We start from the raw sequence: 18,396 nt of genomic DNA on the forward strand, positions 1-18,396 counted from the left end.
TCGCTCGGTGGTCGGGAACGGACGGGCCTCCGACGCTACCGCAGGGTGATCGGGCGCCGATGAGTCCCGCACGGGCAGGCGGTCCACCGGGCATGAGCACCACGTCCCCGCCGTCCGGAAGCCCCGTGTCCGTCCTGACCTGCGTCGCCCGCGCCGCCCTCGCCGACGACCTCGCCGCGCTCAGCGACGAGCAGTGGCGCTCGCCGTCGCTGTGCAGCGGCTGGACCGTCGAGCAGACCCTCGCCCACCTGACCTCCGCCGCCCGGATGACGCCGTTCCGCTGGGTCCGCAGCGTGCTGGCCGCCGGTCTGCGCGCCGACGTGCACAACCGGCGCCGGCTGGCCGAGCACCTGGGACCGGGCCCGTCGGGCACGCTCGAACGGTTCCGGGAGGTCGTGCCCAGCCTGCGAGCGCCGTCGCGGCACGCCGCCGCGTGGCTGGGCGAGGTCCTCGTGCACGGCCAGGACGTCCGCCGCCCGCTGGGGCTGCCGGGTTCGGCCCCGGTCCAGGCCTGGACGGTCGTGGCGCGGTTCTACGCCGCCCGGAACTTCGCGGTGGACAGCCGGACGGTGGCGCGGGGACTGCGGCTCGTCGCCGACGACGGGCCGTTCGCCGTCGGGTCGGGGCCGCAGGTGGTCGGGAGCACCGAGGCGCTGGTGATGGCGATGGCCGGGCGCGCCGCGTACCTGCCGGAGCTGAGCGGTCCGGGGGCCTCGTTCGTGCGCTCGCGCATCACCGGCACCGGCCGCCGGTAGCGGTCCGTAGACTGGCGCGTGCCGGGAGGGCTGGCCGAGTGGTTGAAGGCGGCGGTCTTGAAAACCGCTAGGGAGGTACCCACTCCTTCCTCATGGGTTCGAATCCCATGCCCTCCGCTCGTCCCGCCCGCGGGGGCGGCCCGCCGCGCCCGCCTACCATGGGCGGGTGCAGGGAGCAGGGCGATGAGCGCGGTCGTGGGTCCGGAGATGACGCCGCAACGGCGGGCGACGGCGGTGCGGGCGTACAACACGCTGCCCGCCGAGGACCGGCACGACGTCGTCGCGCTGGCCCGGCAGGGCCGGCGACACCCGGACGAACGGGTCGCGGCGGTGGCCTGGTGGTACGCGGCCGCGGTGCTGCAGCCCCGCTGGTACAACCGGATGCCGGTCGCGGCGCCGTTCGTGGCGGCGCTGGCGCTGCTGACGGCCTCGCTCCTGCTCGACTTCTGGCCGTTGTCCCTGCTGGGCCTGGTCGTGCTGCTGGTCGGCGCGGCGCTCATCCGGCAGCGGCTGACCACCGCCCCGCTGCTGCGGCTCATGCGCCCGGCGGGTGCGGGGGAGCCGCAGGACTGACCCGCCGACACCCGCCGATACCCGCCGACACCCGCCGTCCCGTCCCACCGCCGGTCACCGGATCGGAGCTGGACGGAGCGGGTGGGGACGGCACAGCGTTCCCGCGCGACGCCGTCCGGGTGACGCCGTCCGGCCGACGGGTGAACACCCGTCCAGGCCACCGCTCACCCCGTCGATGACCAGGGCGTGCGGGTCCCCCGGGGAAGCGGTCGGAACGCGCTGAGCGCCTCGGGCCGGCTCGGCGTGGACCTCGTCGTCCTCGCGGTGCTCCTGGTCGCGCTGGCCCTGGTCCCGTCGGTGGCCGGGCCGGGCACGACGGCGACGCTGGCGGTGTTCGGTGTGGCCGAAGCCGCCGCGGCGTTCGCCGCGGCGGGCTGCCTGGCCTGGACGGGCCGGCGGAGCGGGGTTCCCGGGTGGTCCCGGCGCAGCTGGCAGCTGCTGGCGGCCGCGTGCCTGTCGTGGGGACTGGGGCAGCTGGTCTACGGCGCGCAGGACCTCCTGGGGCTGCGCACCGAGGGCACCACCGCGGCCGACGGCCCGTTCCTGGGGTTCTCGCTGCTGTCGGTGGTCTCGGCGCTGGTGGTGCTGCGCGGCCGGGCCCGGGAGCGCGCGGGGCTGCGGGCGCTGCTGGACGGTCTGCTGCTGGGCACCGCGCTGCTGACGGTGGTGTGGGTGGGCTGGCTCGGTGAGGCCGTGCGCCTGTCGCCCTACCCGGGCACGGACCTGGTCCTGCCGCTGGTGTACCCGGTGATGGACGTCGTGTTCGTGACGTTGACGATCATCTCGGTGCTGCGCACCGGTGTCACGGTCCCGGGCGTCCTGTGCCTGGCCGCGGCCTGCGCGCTGACGCTGGCCGACGCGGCCTACTTCTACGGGGTGCTGGCCGAGGCCGGTTTCACGACCGGGGGCCTGGCCGACCTCGCCTGGGTGCTGGGGTTCGGGTTGCTGGCCGTCGGGGCCCGCTACCGGCGCACGATGGACCGGGTGCACCACGCGCCGGCGGGGTCGTGGGTGTGGTTCGCCCCCTACGTGGCGATGCTGCCGGCGACGGTGTGCGGCGCGGTGCGGTTGTGGACCACGTCGGACCGGTTCGTGCTGACGGGCATGCTGTCGATGGTGGTCCTGGTGATGGCGCGGCAGTTCCTCGCCCTGGCCGACCACCGCCGCCTGCTCGCCGTCGCCGAGCGCCAGCGCCGGCAGCTGGACGTCCTGGCCCACGTCGACCCGCTGACGGGTCTGGAGAACCGCCGGCGGTTCTCCGAGCGGATCGCGCAGGCCGTGGCCGGGTCGCTGCGGACGGGAGTTCCGGTCGTCGTCGCCTTCGTCGACCTCGACCGGTTCAAGGCGGTCAACGACACCCTCGGCCACGCGGCCGGCGACGACCTGCTGCGCGGGGTCGCGGCGCGGTTGCGCACGTGCGTGCGGGAGGCGGACTGCGCCGCACGGTGGGGTGGCGACGAGTTCGCCGTCCTGGTCACCGACCCCGGCGCGGAGGTGGGCGCCGTCGCCGACCGCTTGCGGCAGGCCCTGTCCGAGCCCTTCCGGCTCGCCGGTGCGCCGTACGCGGCCACCGCGAGCGTCGGCGTGGTCCGCGAGGACCCCCGCCGTCTCCTGAGCACCCTGCCCGACGCCGCGCCGGACCCGGTGCCCGAACTCGTCGAGGCGTTGCTGGCCGCGGCGGACGCGCGGATGTACGCGGTCAAACGTGCCCGCGCCGACCGGGCCGTGGCTGATCACCGGGCCGATCAGTAGGGTCGTGGCCGTGGGTTCCGAGCGCGTGGCGGTGCAGGACGGGTTCCTCGCCGTCGACGTGGGTTCCACGGCGGGCCCGACGGTGCTGCTGCTGGCCGGGCAGTCGCTGGGGCCGCAGACCTTCGACGGGGTGCGCGCGGACCTGGCGGGCCGGTTCCGGGTCGTCGTCGTGCACACCCGCGGAACCGGCGCCTCGCAGGTGCCCGTCGGGGCGTGGTCGACGGCCACGTTCGCCGACGACGCCGTCGCCGTGCTCGACGCGCTCGGCCTCGCACGCGCGCACGTGTACGGGTTCTCGATGGGCGGCCGGGTCGCGACGCTGCTGGCCGCGCGGCACCCCGAGCGCGTCGACCGGCTCGTCCTGGGCGCCACCGGACCCGGTGGGGCGCACGAGGTCCCGCGGCAGGAGGAGGTCACCCGGCGGATGCGCCACACCGCCTCCGCGGAGGGCCTGGCCGGTCTGCTGGAACTGTTCTTCACCCCCGCCTGGATCGCGGCGAACCCCGAGGTGGCCCAGCGCTTCACCCCGCGCGGGACGCCGCGGGTCCGGCGCGCCCACCACGCGGCCAGCACCGGCCACGACGGGTGGGAACTGCTGCCCGCGATCGCCGCCCCGACGCTGGTCCTGCACGGCGCCGACGACGCGATGACGCCGGCCGCCAACGCCGCGGTGCTCGCCTCCCGGATCCCCGGCGCCCGGTCGGTCGTGCTGCCCGGCGCGCGGCACGGGTACCTGGAGGAGTTCCGGCCGCAGGCCTCGGAGGCCGTGCTGGAGTTCCTCGGTTGAGACGGTGCGCAGCGACCGGCAGGCTGGCGGGGTGGAACGTGAACTGGCCCGACGGCTGGTCGAGGTCCCCGGCGTCGTCGCCGTGGCCCTCGGCGGCAGCCGCGCCCGCGGTGAGCACGCCCCCGGTTCCGACGTCGACCTCGGCCTGTACTACCGGCCACCGCTGGACACCGCCACGCTGCGGCGCCTCGCCGACGAGTTCTCCGACGGCCCGGCGGCGCTGACCGAACCCGGCGGCTGGGGGCCGTGGGTCGACGGCGGCGGCTGGCTGCGCATCGGGGGAACCGCCGTCGACTGGATCTACCGCGACGTGGACCGGGTGGCGCGCAGCTGCCAGGACGCCCGGGACGGCCGGTGGGACTGGCACTTCCAGGTCGGGCACCCGCTGGGTTTCCCCGGCACCACCTACGCCGGGGAACTGTTCCACGGCGTCCTGCTGGCCGATCCGACCGGGGAACTGGGCGCGCTGCGCCCGGACGGGTTCCCGCCGGCGCTGCGGGCGGCGGTCGTGCAACGGCTGGACGAGGCGGAGTTCCTGCTCGGCGGGGCGGCCAAGGCCGATCCGCGGGGGGACCGCGCCTACGTCGCGGCGTGCGTGTTCCGCGTCGTCCTGCTGTGCGCGCACGCGCTGCACGCCGTCGCCGGACGGTGGGTGCTCAACGAGAAGGGCGCGATCGCCGCCACGGACCGGCTGGAACGGGTTCCGCACGACTTCGCCGCCCGGGCGCAGGCGTTGTTCGGCGCCGAACCCCAACCCCTGGCGCGGGCACGCGAACTCCTGGCCGAGACGACGGCGCTCGTGTCAGAGGACGGTCCGCAACGCCAGCGGTAGGCAGCGCACCGTCACCGTCGAACCCCCTTCGACGTGGAAAACCTCACCGTCGAGCTGCAACGGCATGGGGGTCCGCGTCGTGAACTCGTAGGCCTCCGACCGCGAGCGCACCGGGTGGGCGCCGCGCACGACCCGCAGGAACTCCCCGAGGAGCCGCAGCTTGCCGCGGTGCCGGATGAGCAGCGTCTCGAACCGGCCGTCGTCGGGGGCGGAGTCCTGGGCGAGCTGGGCGTACTTGGCCATCCGGTCGATGTTGGCGAACACCAGGCTGTCGAGCTTGATGTCCTGGCCGTCGTGGGTGATGGTCAGCGGCCGGTAGGTCCAGAAGGACCGCGCCACCAGCAGGGCCTCCTTCACCGCGTCGAGGTCGTTCTCGTTGAGCGCGGCGGCCGCGACCGGGGTGATGCCCAGGCCGACGTAGGAGTGCGCGACCCGGCGGCGTCCCGCGCCGGAGACCTCCAGCAGGTCGATCCGGGTGATCGGGCCGCCTTCGACGACGTCGCGGATCGCCTCGGCCAGGGGACGCTGCTGCACGGCGGTGGCGTGGTCGTTGGCGTTGCCCGACGGCAGGACCGCCGCCAGACCCCGTCCCGCGTCCACGACCCCGTTGACGACCTCGTGGTACCCGCCGTCGCCGCTGGCCGAGACGACCAGGGTGCCGTCGTCGTCCTTGACCGCGTCGCGGGCGATCTCCTCGGCGTGACCGGCGTGCTGGGTCTCGACCAGTTCGACGTCGACGACGCCCCGGAGCGCGTCGTCCAGCTCCCGGGCGTTGGTCGGCCCGTCACCGGTGCTGTTGGGGTTCAGGACGACGACGACCCGGCGGACTTCGCTCACGACACCACCTGTTCACTCGCTCGTGCGGAGGGCGCTCGGGTTCGGCGTCCCGTCACGGGGCCACGGTAGAGGTGATCGCGTAGCCGTGCTCCTTGTCCACGACGTGCAGGAGCTCCTGCCCGGCCGCGAAGCGGCGCACCTGCTCGTGCAGCAGGAGCTCCAGGCGCCCGGTGAAGCCCTCGGAGTCGCCCGCCAGGTGCGGGGAGACCAGCGCGCCGGGGGTGTCCCACCACGGGCTGTCGGCCGGCAGCGGCTCGGTCGACCAGACGTCCAGGGCGACGCCACCCAGGCGCCCGGCCCGCAGCGCCGCGAGCAGCGCGTCCTCGTCGACGACCGGTCCCCGGCCCACGTTGACGACGACCGCGCCGGGCCGCATCCGCTGCACCACCTGCGCGCCGACCAGCCCGCGGGTGGCCGGCGACAGGGGAGCGGCGACGAGGACGAGGTCGTAGTCACCGACGACGTCGGGCAGGGCGTCGGGGCCGAACAGCGCGCCGAACGGCGGCGCGGCGGGACGGGCGCTGCGCACGACGCCGTCGACGTCGACGCCCAGGGCCGAGAACAGCTGCGCCGTGCGGGTCCCGATGGACCCGGCCCCCACGACGAGGGCGCGCCGGCCGGCGAGGCTGCGCGTCAGCCGGTGCTGCCAGCGGTGCTCGTCCTGGCGCCGCACGGTGGTGGTGAGGTCCTTCAGGAACGCCAGGACGCACGCCAGGACGTACTCGGCGATGTCGGCGTCGAGGATCCCGCGGCTGCAGGTCAGCCGGCTGGGGTGCGCGCGCAGCGCCGGGAACAGCAGCCGGTCCGGGCCGGCGCTGCTGGTGTGGACCCAGCGCAGCGCCTGTGGCCGCGCGGTCTCCCAGGCCCGCTCGACGGCCACGTCGAACCCGTCCCAGACGACGAGCCCCTCGGCGGTGGCCAGGGCGTCGGGCAGGTCGGGGTCGTGCGGGTGGGCGACCCGCACGTCGGCGAGTTCGCGCAGCGGCGCCACGTCGGGGCTGCTGCCGACGGGCACGACCAGGAGGTGGGGCGTGGTCACCGCCCCATCCTGGCGGGTCAGCCGCGGAACTCGGCCGGGCGCTCGGGGGAGGCGGCGGCCAAGGCCTCGGTGACGCCCTCGACGCCCGTCTCCGCGCCGTAGACGGGCGTGCCCGGCTGCTGCCGCCAGGACTCGGCCAGCGTGCCGGCGTCCACCGCGTCGAAGCCCAGCTGGTCGACGAGGTCGGACACGACCTCCTTGGCGCGCTCGTCGTCCCCGGCGATCGGCAGGGCGCGGCGTTCCAGGTCGCCTGCGGGCCGTCCGGCGGTGAGCAGGTGCTCGGCCTGGATGCCGTTGAACGCCTTCACCCAGTTCAGCCGGCCGCGGGAGTCGAGGTGCCCGGCCGTCCACACCGTCTCCGGCGTCCCGTTCTCCAGGTCCTCGATCCGGCCGTCGCGTTCGCGGGGGTAGTAGTTGCCGGTGTCGACGACGACGGTGCCGTCGGGGAGGGCGTCGAGCAGGTCCGCGGGCAGGTCCGGCACGCTCTTGATCGGAACGGTCACCACCACGAGTTCGGCCCCACGCGCCGCCTCGGTCGCAGGAACGGCGCTCGCCCCGGTCTCGTTCGCCAGACCGCTGAGCGTCTCGGGCCCGCGGGAGTTCGCGACGCGGACCGTGTGGCCGAGCGCGGTGAACGCGCGGGTGAGGTTTCCGCCGATGTTGCCGGCGCCGACGATGCCGATGTCCATGGCGGCGACGCTACGTCCGGCTCCGGCGCCCTGCCGCTCGGGGCCGCCGAGGGCGGACCGTTGACGCAACGGGCCGGTAGGTCCGGCCCGATGCGTCAACGGTCCCCCAGCCGGACCCCGTCAGAGGGTGGCGGTGTCGATCACGAACCGGTACCGCACGTCCGAGGCGAGCACGCGCTCGTAGGCCTCGTTGACCTTGTCCGCGGCGATGACCTCGACTTCGGAGCCGATGCCGTGCTCGGCGCAGAAGTCGAGCATCTCCTGGGTCTCGCGGATCCCGCCGATGTTGGAGCCGGCGAAGCTGCGGTTGCCCATGACCACGGAGAACATCCGCAGCGAGACCGGGTCCTCGGGCAGGCCGACGTTGACGAACGCGCCGTTGACGTCGAGCAGCGACAGGTACGCGTCGAAGTCCAGCTGCGCGCTGACGGTGTTGACGATGAGGTCGAAGGAGCCCTTGAGCTGCTCGAACGTCGCCGGGTCGGAGGTGGCGTAGTAGTGCGTGGCGCCCAGGCGCAGCCCGTCCTCCTCCTTCTTCAGCGACTGCGACAGCACGGTCACCTCGGCGCCCATCGCGGCGGCGAGCTTGACGGCCATGTGGCCCAGGCCGCCCATGCCGACGACGGCGACCTTCTTGCCCGGGCCGGCGCCCCAGTGGCGCAGCGGGGAGTAGGTGGTGATGCCGGCGCACAGCAGCGGGGCGGCGACGTCGAGCTCGATGCCGTCGGGGATGCGGCAGACGAAGCCCTCGGTCACGACGATGGCCTGCGAGTACCCGCCGTGGGTGGGCCGGCCGTCCTTGCCGACGCTGTTGTAGGTGCCGACGTTGCCCTGCAGGCAGAACTGCTCGCTGCCGGCGGTGCAGTTCTTGCACTCCCCGCAGGAGTCGACCATGCAGCCGACGCCGACGCGGTCGCCGACGGCGTACCTGGTGACCTCGGAGCCGACCTCGGTGACGATGCCGGCGATCTCGTGGCCGACGACGACGGGGTAGTTGGCCGGCCCCCACTCGCTGCGGGCGGTGTGGATGTCGGAGTGGCAGATGCCGGCGAACTTGATGTCGATGGCGACGTCCTTCGGGCCGACGTCGCGGCGCTCGACCTCGAAGGGGGTCAGCGGCTCGGTCGCGGACGTGGCGGCGTAGGCCTTGACGGTGGTGGGCACGAAGGCTCCTGTGACTCGCGGATGGTCGGCACGCGCGTCGTTGCGCTCACCACAGACGGTAACCCCAGGACACCGACAGCGCTGAACGGGTTCGTTGCAGCCTCTACCAGACGCGAACCACCCGTCACGGCGGCACCATGGAGGAGTGTGCTCGAGAACCCCGGCCGCCGACGTGGACCTGCCCGCGGACCTGAGCGCCGCGCGGCACGGCCGGGCGTTCGTGCGGGCACAGGTGTGCCCCGAGCACTCCGGGGACGTGCTGGACCGGGCGCTGCTGGTGGTCTCCGAGCTCATCGTCAACGCCGTCGAGCACGGGCAGCCGCCGGTGCGGGCGCGGGTGGCCTGCCGGGACGGCGTCCTGCGCCTGGAGGTCAGCGACGGCAGCCCGCAGCTGCCCCGGCAGCGGACGGTCGACACCTCCGCCGAGTCCGGTCGCGGGGTCGGGCTGGTGGCGACGATCTGCGCGGACTGGGGCGTGCGCGAGGAGGAGGCCGGCAAGACCGTGTGGTGCGACCTCACCGCCTGACCCCCGCCTGAGCACGGGTGGAGGAGGTGGTCAGCCCTCGGCCCGGACCGCCACGATCGCCACGTCGTCGTCGCTGCCGCCGGGCAGCATGCGCGCGAGCAGTTCGTCGCACAGCGTCTCGACGTCCAGCTCGGCCAGGGAGGCCACCACGTCGCGCAGCTCGGCGAGCCGGACCTCCATCGACCGGTCCCGGCGCTCGACCAGGCCGTCGGTGTACAGCAGCAGCGTCGACCCGGGCTGCAGGACGGCCGACTGCTGCGTGCGTTCCTGCTCCGCCCCCAGGCCCAGGACGATCCCGTCACCCTCCAGCATCCGCACCGCACCGTCCGGGGCGGCGGCCACGGGAGGCAGGTGACCGGCGGTGCACCAGCGGATCCGCCGTTCCCCGGCCTCGTCCACGCCGTCGAACTGGAGCACCACGGCCGTGGCCAGCGTCGTCAGGCCCAGCCCGTCCAGCAGGCGGTCCAGGCGGTGGACGACCTCGGCGGGCTCGGCGGAGCGGTCGTAGGCCAGGGCCCGCACCAGGGTGCGCAGCTGTCCCATCGCGGCGGCCGCCGACACGTCGTGGCCCATGACGTCGCCGATGACGACGACGGTCGAGCCGTCGGGCTGGGTGAAGGCGTCGTACCAGTCGCCGCCGACCTGCGCGGCCTCGGCGGCGGGGATGTAGCGGGTGGCCACCGACAGGCCCGGCGTCGTCGTCGGCGGGGTGAGCAGGCTCAGCTGCAACGTCTCGGAGGAGCGGCGCTGCTGCGCGTACAGCCGGGCGTTCTCCAGCGCCACGCCGGCGCGGGCGCCCAGGTCGGTCGCGGTGGCCAGGTCGTCCTCGGTGAACGGCGGACGGTCCGGGCCGGACAGCAGGGTCAGCGATCCCGTCACCTGCCCGCGGGCCCGCAGCGGGACGACGATGGCGCTGCCCAGGCCCAGGACCCGCAGCAGCGCACCGGCCTCGGTGGAGGTCACGGCGTCGACGTGCTCGTCCTCGACCGAGACGAGCGTGGGGCCCAGGTCCCCGCGCAGCACCCGCATGGAGATCGAGCCCTCGTTCAGGCCGGCCTGCAGCTCCTGGAAGCGCGCCGCGTCCCCCGCCCGGCTCGGGCTGGCGTGCGAGGCGCGGATGTGCCGGGTCCGGCCGCTGGAGTCGAGCATCGTCGCGAACGCCCACTCGGCGAACTCGGGAACCACCAGTGAAGGCAACAGGTCCTGCGCCGCATCGGGATCGAGGACCTCGGACAGCTGGTCGGTCACTCCGGAGAGGAACTCCAGCCGGTGCCGGGCGTCCCGTGCGACGGCCAGCGCGGCGTCGCGTTCGCGTTCGGCCTGCACCCGCAGCGTGACGTCGGACTGCACGCCGACGAAGTGCGTGACCTCGCCTTCGGCGTTCAGGACGGGGGAGATGACGACCTCGTTCCAGAACGCCGTCCCGTCCTTGCGGTAGTTCAGCAGCAGTTCGGTGACCGTCTCGCCGGTCTGCAGGGCCGTCCGCAGGCGGCGCACCGCGGCGCGGTCGGTGTCCGGCCCCTGCAGGAAGCGGCAGTTCTCGCCCAGGACGTCGTCGCGCGCGTAGCCGGTGACCTTCTCGAAGGCGGGGTTGACCCACACCAGCGGGTTGTCCGGCCGGTTGGGGTCGGAGATCGTGAACGACAGGTCGCTGGCCAGGACCGCACGCGAGTGCAGCCGCTCGGCCGACTCCTTGGCGTCGGCGACCATCTGCTCCTCGCGCAGCGGCAGCAGGGCCACCAGCGCGAGCCCGGACAGCTGGTCCACCGGGGCGTCCGACAGCGGCAGGCCGATGACCCACAGCGCCTCGCGTTCCCGGGACATGTCCGAGGAGCGGGCCGCGGTGACGCGTTCGCCGTGGACGGGTTCGCCGCGCGCGATGCGCGACAGGGGGGAGGCGTCGTTGGCCGGGTCGGTGATGTCGTCACCGGCCGAGGTCTCCAGCCCGGCCCGGCGCGACCAGTCGTCGGCGGGACAGGGCAACCGCATGCCGGGCGCGAGCTGCTCGGCGAGGGGGTTGGCGAACAGGACGGTGCCGTCGGAGACCTGCACGAGCAGGACCGCACCGGGCTGTCCGTGCAGCACCTGGGGCAGCCGCTCGGCGACGGCATCACCGGCGAAGGCGGCGTTGGTTCCGTCCATCCCTTCGACCCTAGCCCCACAATGCGGCGGGTGCGACCGCCGCGTCCGGACCTGGTTGCGCCGCAGATCGTCGAGATGATCTCCGGCGGGATCCAGCCGTTCGTGTGACGTCGTTGGTACGTTCCGTCACGAGTTCGTCCGGGCGGCCGAGGGGTGGCGCCGAGGTGAACGACCGGGGTGCACACTGGTCGGCGTGATCGCCTCGCACGACGAGTGGCTGGCCGGCCTCGACGAGCCGCTGCGGCAGGAAGCGCTGCAGTGCCTGCTCGCCGGGACGTACTCCCGGGCGCTCCTGGCCTCGCTGCGGGACTCCGGTCCCGTCATCTCCCGGCGCGAACGCGGGCTGGACGACCCGGAGAAGGCCCAGCCCGGTGACCCGCTGGGGGCCAACCTGCAGACCTTCCTGCGCGAGCGCTTCCTGCTCGAGCTCCGGGAGCCCGCCTGGTTCTGACCGCTGCGTCCCTGCGCCTCAGCGGGCCGGCACCCCGGCGTCCACCACGGTGACGTTCCTGGTCGCCTTCCCCCGGTACAGCGCGTCGTCGGCCGCGGCCATGACCTCCTGGGCGCTCAGCCCCGGTCGCCACTGGCTCACCCCGACCGTGCAGCTCTGACCGTCCGGCACGGCCGCCCGGACCCGCTCCAGGACGACGACGGCGTCGGCGGCCGAGCACCCCGGCAGTACCAGCGCGAACTCCTCACCGCCCCAGCGGGCCAGCGTGTCGACCTCGCGCAGCTGGGCGCCGGCGGCCGCGGCGAACTCCCGCAGCAGCCGGTCGCCGGCCAGGTGCCCGCGGGTGTCGTTGTACTGCTTGAAGTGGTCCAGGTCGAGGAGCGCGAACGCCAGCGGTGCGTGGCTGCGCACCGACCGGGCGATCTCGGCGCGGGCCAGCTCGTCCCAGCGGCGACGGTTCACCAGCCCCGTCAGCGGGTCGTGGTCGGCGGCCCGGGCCAGCTGGGCGAGCAGGTCGGCGCGGGCGAAGGCGTGCGCGGCTTCGGCGGCCAGCCCGGCCAGCACCGCGGCCGTCGTGGGATCGAGGGCGGGGATCCGCTCGTGCCAGATCACGCCGAGCACCCCGACGACGCGGCCGTCGGGGTCGACGACGGGCTGCCAGGCGCCCGAGACCGTCCCGCACAGCGCGACGAGGGCGGGATGGGCCTGCGGGTGGGTGGCGACGTCGGCCTCGAACAGGGGCTCGCCGGAGAGGTAGCTGGACAGCACCAGGCTCACGTCGCCCCGCACGTCCAGGCCCAGCCGCGTGCCCTCGGGCAGCCCGACCGTGGACGTCGACACCAGCCGGCCCTGCCCGTCGGGCTGCAGGAGGTAGGCGACCTGCGCCCCGGCGACCTCCAGGGCGGCCGCGCAGACGGCTTGGCGCGGGTCCTCGGCCGTCAGCACCGCACGGGAGGCGCCGGCGAGCCGCTCGACCTGGTCGGCGTGCGCGGCCAGCTTCGTGTTCGCCTGCGCCAGGGCGCCTTCGCGGATCCGCAGCCGGTCCACCAGCACGGCGCGTTCGTCGCGGCCGACGGCCAGCGCCAGGCTCAGGACGGCGAGGAAGGCGGCGTGCACCTGCACGACGAGCGCGCGGACGGCCACGTCCCCGATCGAGGCGAACGGCCCGTGCCCGGCCATCGTCCCCAGCACCCCGGCGCTGGCCACCGCCAGGGTGGTGAGGGTGACCAGCGTGGTGTCGAACCGCAGCGCCAGCCAGATCGTCGCCCCGATCGGCAGGAACGCCAGCGGCAGCCCGTCGGCCAGCCAGAACACCCCGGCGTAGGCCAGCAGGGTCACTCCCAGGGCCAGCCCGAGCTCCACGGCGGCGAACCGCCGGCCGGACACCGAGACGGGGACGCGGGCCAGCAACCGCAGCAGGACGGGGGTCACCAGCAGGATCCCCGCGCAGTTGCGGGTGAACCACACCGCCGCCGCCACCCAGCCGAACGTCCCGCCGTCGAGGGTGACCGCCACGGCGCCCCCGGCGGTCGAGACCGCGCAGGCGGCGCCGGTGGCGCCCAGCAGCGCCGCCAGCTGCCGCGAGCCCAGGCCGTCGGCGGGGTCGAACCAGCGCCGTCGCCAGCGCGCGAACAACGCCGCCTGCACGAGGTTGGTCGTGACGAAACCCGCGACGAGCAGGGGACCGGCGCCGGTGGCGCTGTTGGTGACGACCGTGACGAGCGCCATCAGGAACGCGTCGAACCACGGGGTGCGGCTGCGGCTGAACCACGCGGCGGCCACCCCGGCGGCGGGCCAGACGAGGCTGACGCCGCCGCCGTCCAGGGCCGAGGCGCGCCCGCAGAGCACCGCGAGGGCGAACAGCGCGGCGAAGCACAGGCTGGGCCACAGCCTGTGGACCGGCGCCTGGGCACCGGCCCGGGAGGGGGACCGGGGAGTCACACGATGGTCTTCGGCGCGTGGTGGGGGGATCCGTAGTCCAGGAGCCCTCGCGGTTGCCCGGCCGGGCGCTGCGCAGGGCTCAGTTCGCGGTGAGCTCCCGCTCGCCGTCGGGCGCCCCGAGGAGTTCGGGCACCGGGTACGTGCGCGCCAGTTGTTCACCGAGCAGTTCGCGGGGAACGGCCGGGGAGTACAGCCAGCCCTGCCCCAGCGGAGCGGAGATGAACCGGCAGATCGCGGCCTGCTGTGCGGTCTCCACGCCCTCGACCACGACGGTCAGCCCCAGCCGGTTCGCCAGGTCGACGACGCAGGTGACGACCGACTGGCCGTTGACGTCCTCGGTCAGCGACTGCGTCAGCGACCGGTCGATCTTCAGCACGTGCACCGGCAGCCGGCCCAGGTACCCGAACGCGGAGTAACCGGTGCCGAAGTCGTCGATGGCGATCCGGCAGCCCAGGCCGGCCAGTTCGGTGACGACCCGCTCTGCGGGGGAGTCCTCGCCCAGGAACACCGATTCGGTCAGTTCCAGGGTCAGCAGGTGCGGGGCGATCCGGTGCTGCGCCAGGAGTTCGCGGACGGTGTCGGCGAAACCCGGGGACTGCAGTTGCACGACGGAGACGTTGACCGCCAGCCCCACGCCGACGGAGAACACCCCGGCCTCGTGGGCCCAGCGGACGGCGCTGCGCAGGACGTGCTCGCCCAGGGCGACGACGAGGTTGGACTCCTCGGCCACCGCGACGAACTCCACCGGCGGGATCCGGCCCAGGACGGGGTCGTCCCAGCGGGCCAGGGCCTCGAACTTGTCGACCCGGCCCGTCGCGAAGTTCACGATCGGCTGGTAGTGCACGTCGACGAGCCCGTCGCGCACGGCCGTGGCGAGGCGGTCGCGCAGCAGGCTGCGGCGGGCGTGCTCGGCGGCGACGGTTCCGGAGTACACCGACACCGACCCGCCGCCGAGGTGCCTGGCGTCGCGCAGGGCGATGTCGGCCTGCACGAACGGCGTCATGACGTCGCCGGTCGCCACCACCGGGCAGGTGGTGAGGCCGGCGACGGCCGTGAGCGGAAACCGCCCGGCCCCCTCGACCCGGCCGGGGGCGGTGGCGATGGCGGCCAGCAGGCTCCGGGCCTGGTGCAGGCACCGCGCCGGATCGCCCGGCAGCACGACCGCGATCTGGTTCCCCCCGGTGCGGTAGGCGCTGCCGCCCAGTTCACCGGCGACCGTGCGGACCGCGTCGGCGGCGGCCGCGATGACGGCGTCACCGGCCGGGACCCCCAGGACGTCGTTGACGTCGTCCAGGCCGACGAGTTCGACCAGGACCAGCGACTGCTCGTGGTCGGGTCCGGTGAGGACGCGTTCGAGCAGCGTGCGGTTGCCCAGCCCGGTCAGCGCGTCGTGCAGGGCCGCGAACTTCAGGTGCGCGGTGGTGCGGTCGATCGAGCGCGCCGTCGCGGCGTGCCGGACCGTGAACGTCACCAGGACGCTGACGTACATCCCGTACAGGACGGGGTCGGCGCGCGGGGACAGCACCAGCAGGACCAGGTCGGCGAGCAGGATCGGTCCCGGCACCAGGGAGGCCGTCTCCAGCCGGCGGGCGGCGCGCTCGGCGGCCTGCCCGCCGTGCCGGACGACGCCGTCGCGGGGCAGGGCCAGGAACCCGACGACCCCGCCGGCGGCGGCCACGACGGCGGCCACGCAGGCGACGGCGGAGCTGTGGTGGAAGCAGACCGCGGCCAGCGCGGACCCGGCGCCGTTGACGGTCAGGGCGGTGGCGGCGATCCGCAGCCGGGGTTGCTCGACGGCCAGCGCGATCGCCGCGCACGCCACGAGGGAGGCCACGGCCAGCACGACGACGGTGCCGGCGGTCCAGCCGGCCGTCCCGGCGTGCCCGGTGCGCGCGAACGCGTCCCAGCCAGCGGTGGCCAGGGCGCTGCCGAGCATGAGCGCGTCGACGACCAGCGGCGGGTCGTCGCTGCCGGCGCGGGCGTGCACGAGCAGCTGCAGCAGGACGGCGAGCGCGCCGAGCTCACCGATCGCGAACGCCAGCTGCGCGACGGGCAGCGGGCCCACCTGCTGGGTCGGCAGGAGCCCCGCGGCCGCCGCGCCCAGGCCCCACAGCGTCGCCGCCGCGAGGTACCTCTCCGAGTGGTGGCCGTGGCGCAGCGCGAGCAGCGCCACCGCGGCCGCCACGACCACCGCGGTGCCGGCGGCGGCGACGGGTGCCCGCACGGTCCCGCCGAGGCAGACCGCCAGCGCCACCAGGGCCGCGGCCAGCGCCAGCAGCAGCGCCCCTCCCGCGAGGCGGCCCGCGGTGGGGCGCGTGAGGGAGGCGACCATGGTGGTGGTGTCGGTCGATCCGTGCGTGAACTTCACGCAGATCCTCTAGAAGGTCGCGTCCTGGGTCGTGACCACCGCGGGGACCGGGGAGGATGGTCCGGTTCGGTGCTGGACCAGTGAGATGTGGTGGGTGTGTTGGCCAAGGGCAAAGTCCGCTCGTACGACGACGAGCGCGGGTTCGGCTTCATCAGGAGCCCGGAGGCTCCCGATGACGTCTTCTTCCACTTCAAGGACATCGTCGGGTCCGAGGAGGGCCCGCTCGAGGGTGCCACCGTGGAGTTCACGCTGACCGAGGGCGAGCGCGGCCCCAAGGCGACCGGTGTGCGGGTGGAGTCCCGGCGCACCGGGGGCGGTGCGCCCGAGCGCTCGCGGCCCACGTCGCGCGGCGGTGCCGGCGGTGGCGCGGTGCAGCTGCGCGAGTTCCGCCGCGAGGTCACCGAGATCCTGCTGTCGGTGGACGGCCTGACCAGCGGGCAGATCCGCGACGTGCGCGACTTCCTGACCGACTACGGCATCGACCGCGGCTTCGTGGCGGACGAGGGCCCGCGCCGGGGCTGACCGCCGCGCGGACCGGAACGTTCCGACACCCCGATCGCGTTCGGAGGTGTCGGAACGTTCCGGTCGAGAGTTCTCCACAGGGACGGAGCGTGACGCCGTCCTCGTGGGACATCCTGCGCCGCGTGCGAGGAGGGGCGGGAGACGCGCGGCGCCGCGCTCAGCTGCGCGCTGCGGGTGTGACCGACGGTCAGCTGCGAGCCAGCGCCTACCGCTCGCCCCACCGCGGGGTCCACGCAGCGGCCGACGAGCCACCGACGGTCGAGCGACGGATCCGGGACGTCGTTCCCCTCCTGCCGCCGGGCGGGGTCATCGGCGGCTGGGCGGCCGCGTACCTGCACGGGGCTCGCGACCTGGATGGCCTCGTCGGCGGACGTGAGCTGCCCGTCCTGGTCTGCCTGCCCCCGCACCGGCGGCTGCGGCCGCGTCCGGGGGTTCGCCTCCTGCGCTCGGACCTCGGGCCGAGGACGTCACCGAGGTCCGCGGCGTCCCGGTGACCTCGGGAGTCCGCACGGCAGTGGACCTCGCGAGGCTGTCCGGGCAGGCCCGTCGAGGGGTGGTGGCGATCGACGCCCTGTGGGCTGCAGGGGCGACGACCGGGCCGGCGGTCCTGGCGCACCTGGAGGAACGGCCGAAGCTGCGCGGCTCACCGGTCGCCCGCGAGGCCGCCCGGCTCGCCGTACCGGGCGTGCGCTCCCCGAAGGAGTCGGAGCTGCGGATGATCTGGCTGCTGGACGCCGGCCTGCCCGCCCCCCTCGTCAACGAGCGCGTCGTCGACGGCGAGGGCAACCACCTCGGACGTCCGGACCTGCTGGACGAGGAGGCCGCGGTGGCCGCCGAGTTCGATGGCCGTCGTCACCTCCGACTGGAGGTGACGACGGTCGACAACGTGCGGCAGGAGGGCCTGGAGCGGCATGGGTTGATCGTCGTGCGGTTCACGGGACTGGACGTCTCGCCGGGCCACCGCGGGCGGACCGTCTGGCGACTGCGCGACGCCCGACGACGCGGGCTGGAGCGGCGCGGCTCGGGCCCGCGCACCTGGTCCGTCGCTCGGTGAGGCGCAGACTGGAACGTTGCGACACCTCGTAGGCGAAATCAGGTGTCGGAACGTTCCGGTCCAGGCCGATGATGCGGCCGTGACCGTGCTCACCGGCTGCCACACCGCGGACCTCACCGTCGAGGACCGCGCCGCGATCCGCGCGCTGCTGACCGACGCCTTCCGCGGCGGCCCGGACGGCGACTTCGACGACGACGACCTCGAGCACGCCCTCGGCGGCTGGCACGCCCTCGTCCACGACGGGGACGCGCTCGTGGGTCACGGTTCGGTGGTGCGGCGGCAGTTCCTCATCGCCGGCCGGCCGCTGCCCGTCGGCTACGTCGAGGCCGTCGCGGTCGCTCCCACCCACCGCCGGCGCGGGATCGGCTCGCTGGTCATGACCGAGCTGGAGCGGGTGGTCACCGCCGGGCACGGCGTGGGGTTCCTGGGCGCCTCCGACGACGGCGCGGCGCTGTACGCGGCGCGGGGCTGGCCGGTGTGGCGCGGGCCGCTGCACGTCATGGCGCCCACCGGGGTCGAGCGGACGCCGGAGGAGGACGGCGGGGTGCGGGTGTTCGACCCGGCCGGGTCGCTGGACCTGGACGCCGAGCTCGTGTGCGAGTGGCGGTCGGGGGACGTGTGGTGAGGTGAGCTGAGACGTCACGTTCCCCGCGGCTCGATGTCACAGCACTGTGACCCGCGCGCGCCACCGCGTACGAGCTCCAACTGGGCGCTGCGCTGCGCGAACGCCGCGAGCGAGCCGGCCTGACCCAGGCGCGGCTGGCTGCGAGCGCCGGGGTTTCCCGAGCTTTCGTCATCGACCTCGAACGCGGTAGGCGTCCCCGCGCGGAGCTGAACCGCGTCCTGGCCGTGGTGCGGGCTCTCCAGGTCGCCATCGCGCTCGTCGATGCCGACACCCGGGACACCGCCGACATCCTGGATGAGCTGCTGGGGGACCGGTGAGACCCGCCTGGCGACGCACCCG

The 18,396-nt window shown here is 74.7% G+C and carries 19 protein-coding genes and 1 tRNA gene; 13 read left to right on the forward strand and 7 right to left on the reverse strand.

Annotation, left to right across the window (positions count from 1 at the left end; all coding sequences use genetic code 11):
* Window positions 1-92 precede the first annotated feature (92 nt).
* The 6 genes from ACRYR2_RS15995 (at window position 93) to ACRYR2_RS16020 (ending at window position 4,699) form a co-directional block, all read left to right on the forward strand.
* Window positions 93-755 carry a maleylpyruvate isomerase family mycothiol-dependent enzyme gene (locus tag ACRYR2_RS15995; protein ID WP_432563882.1) on the forward strand — a complete coding sequence of 221 codons (663 nt, stop codon included), beginning with the start codon at window positions 93-95 and terminating at the stop codon, window positions 753-755.
* 24 nt (window positions 756-779) lie between these two features.
* A tRNA-Ser gene (locus ACRYR2_RS16000) sits at window positions 780-872 on the forward strand.
* 66 nt (window positions 873-938) lie between these two features.
* On the forward strand, window positions 939-1,328 hold the full coding sequence (locus ACRYR2_RS16005) for a hypothetical protein (RefSeq protein ID WP_432563883.1): 390 nt from the start codon (window positions 939-941) through the stop codon (window positions 1,326-1,328).
* A gap of 186 nt (window positions 1,329-1,514) precedes the next feature.
* Window positions 1,515-3,080, forward strand: a complete 1,566-nt coding sequence (locus tag ACRYR2_RS16010; protein WP_432563884.1) for a diguanylate cyclase domain-containing protein — start codon at window positions 1,515-1,517, stop codon at window positions 3,078-3,080.
* 10 nt (window positions 3,081-3,090) lie between these two features.
* On the forward strand, window positions 3,091-3,867 hold the full coding sequence (locus ACRYR2_RS16015; protein WP_432563885.1) for an alpha/beta fold hydrolase: 777 nt from the start codon (window positions 3,091-3,093) through the stop codon (window positions 3,865-3,867).
* A gap of 31 nt (window positions 3,868-3,898) precedes the next feature.
* Complete coding sequence (locus ACRYR2_RS16020) at window positions 3,899-4,699, forward strand: nucleotidyltransferase family protein (RefSeq protein ID WP_432563886.1); 801 nt, start codon at window positions 3,899-3,901, stop codon at window positions 4,697-4,699.
* On the opposite strand, the gene ACRYR2_RS16025 is transcribed toward ACRYR2_RS16020, so the two are convergent.
* Genes ACRYR2_RS16025 through ACRYR2_RS16040 form a run of 4 tightly spaced genes read right to left on the reverse strand, consistent with a single transcriptional unit; the run spans window position 4,670 to window position 8,428 of the window.
* Window positions 4,670-5,536 carry a diacylglycerol/lipid kinase family protein gene (locus ACRYR2_RS16025; RefSeq protein ID WP_432563887.1) on the reverse strand — a complete coding sequence of 289 codons (867 nt, stop codon included), beginning with the start codon at window positions 5,534-5,536 and terminating at the stop codon, window positions 4,670-4,672. The genes ACRYR2_RS16020 and ACRYR2_RS16025 overlap by 30 nt on opposite strands.
* Window positions 5,537-5,588: 52 nt before the next feature.
* Window positions 5,589-6,575, reverse strand: coding sequence for a D-2-hydroxyacid dehydrogenase (locus ACRYR2_RS16030; protein ID WP_432563888.1), 987 nt, complete (start codon window positions 6,573-6,575; stop codon window positions 5,589-5,591).
* 17 nt (window positions 6,576-6,592) lie between these two features.
* On the reverse strand, window positions 6,593-7,363 hold the full coding sequence (locus ACRYR2_RS16035; protein ID WP_432563889.1) for an NADPH-dependent F420 reductase: 771 nt from the start codon (window positions 7,361-7,363) through the stop codon (window positions 6,593-6,595).
* 21 nt (window positions 7,364-7,384) lie between these two features.
* Window positions 7,385-8,428 (reverse strand): NAD(P)-dependent alcohol dehydrogenase, encoded by a 1,044-nt coding sequence (locus ACRYR2_RS16040; protein ID WP_432563890.1) that lies wholly within the window; start codon window positions 8,426-8,428, stop codon window positions 7,385-7,387.
* Window positions 8,429-8,573: 145 nt separating this feature from the next.
* Between ACRYR2_RS16040 and ACRYR2_RS16045 the strand changes: the two genes are divergently transcribed.
* Window positions 8,574-8,954: an ATP-binding protein gene (locus ACRYR2_RS16045; RefSeq protein ID WP_432563891.1), complete on the forward strand. Its 381-nt coding sequence runs from the start codon at window positions 8,574-8,576 to the stop codon at window positions 8,952-8,954.
* Between the two features lie 30 nt (window positions 8,955-8,984).
* Here ACRYR2_RS16045 and ACRYR2_RS16050 read toward each other — a convergent pair whose 3' ends face one another.
* Window positions 8,985-11,096 (reverse strand): SpoIIE family protein phosphatase, encoded by a 2,112-nt coding sequence (locus ACRYR2_RS16050; RefSeq protein ID WP_432563892.1) that lies wholly within the window; start codon window positions 11,094-11,096, stop codon window positions 8,985-8,987.
* A gap of 193 nt (window positions 11,097-11,289) precedes the next feature.
* Between ACRYR2_RS16050 and ACRYR2_RS16055 the strand changes: the two genes are divergently transcribed.
* Entirely contained in the window at window positions 11,290-11,547 is a 258-nt protein-coding gene (locus ACRYR2_RS16055) for a hypothetical protein (RefSeq protein WP_432563893.1), read from the forward strand.
* A gap of 18 nt (window positions 11,548-11,565) precedes the next feature.
* Here the strand turns inward: ACRYR2_RS16055 and ACRYR2_RS16060 are convergent, their stop codons facing one another.
* Window positions 11,566-13,488 carry a sensor domain-containing diguanylate cyclase gene (locus ACRYR2_RS16060; protein WP_432563894.1) on the reverse strand — a complete coding sequence of 641 codons (1,923 nt, stop codon included), beginning with the start codon at window positions 13,486-13,488 and terminating at the stop codon, window positions 11,566-11,568.
* 79 nt (window positions 13,489-13,567) lie between these two features.
* Window positions 13,568-15,856: a putative bifunctional diguanylate cyclase/phosphodiesterase gene (locus tag ACRYR2_RS16065; protein WP_432563895.1), complete on the reverse strand. Its 2,289-nt coding sequence runs from the start codon at window positions 15,854-15,856 to the stop codon at window positions 13,568-13,570.
* A gap of 99 nt (window positions 15,857-15,955) precedes the next feature.
* On the opposite strand from ACRYR2_RS16065, the gene ACRYR2_RS16070 reads away from it, so the two are divergent.
* The 5 genes from ACRYR2_RS16070 to ACRYR2_RS16090 all read left to right on the forward strand — a co-directional run bounded on the left by ACRYR2_RS16070 (window position 15,956) and on the right by ACRYR2_RS16090 (window position 18,374).
* Window positions 15,956-16,378: a cold-shock protein gene (locus ACRYR2_RS16070; RefSeq protein ID WP_432563896.1), complete on the forward strand. Its 423-nt coding sequence runs from the start codon at window positions 15,956-15,958 to the stop codon at window positions 16,376-16,378.
* A gap of 89 nt (window positions 16,379-16,467) precedes the next feature.
* Entirely contained in the window at window positions 16,468-16,872 is a 405-nt protein-coding gene (locus ACRYR2_RS16075) for a hypothetical protein (protein WP_432563897.1), read from the forward strand.
* 20 nt (window positions 16,873-16,892) lie between these two features.
* On the forward strand, window positions 16,893-17,432 hold the full coding sequence (locus ACRYR2_RS16080; protein ID WP_432563898.1) for a hypothetical protein: 540 nt from the start codon (window positions 16,893-16,895) through the stop codon (window positions 17,430-17,432).
* Between the two features lie 79 nt (window positions 17,433-17,511).
* A complete protein-coding gene (locus ACRYR2_RS16085) occupies window positions 17,512-18,057 on the forward strand; it encodes a GNAT family N-acetyltransferase (protein ID WP_432563899.1) in 546 nt (181 codons plus the stop codon).
* A gap of 80 nt (window positions 18,058-18,137) precedes the next feature.
* Window positions 18,138-18,374, forward strand: coding sequence for a helix-turn-helix transcriptional regulator (locus ACRYR2_RS16090; RefSeq protein ID WP_432563928.1), 237 nt, complete (start codon window positions 18,138-18,140; stop codon window positions 18,372-18,374).
* The last annotated feature ends 22 nt before the right edge of the window (window positions 18,375-18,396 follow it).

Origin of the sequence: Kineococcus deserti, assembly GCF_050871945.1 — a bacterium.
In the GTDB taxonomy this organism is placed as follows: domain Bacteria; phylum Actinomycetota; class Actinomycetes; order Actinomycetales; family Kineococcaceae; genus Kineococcus.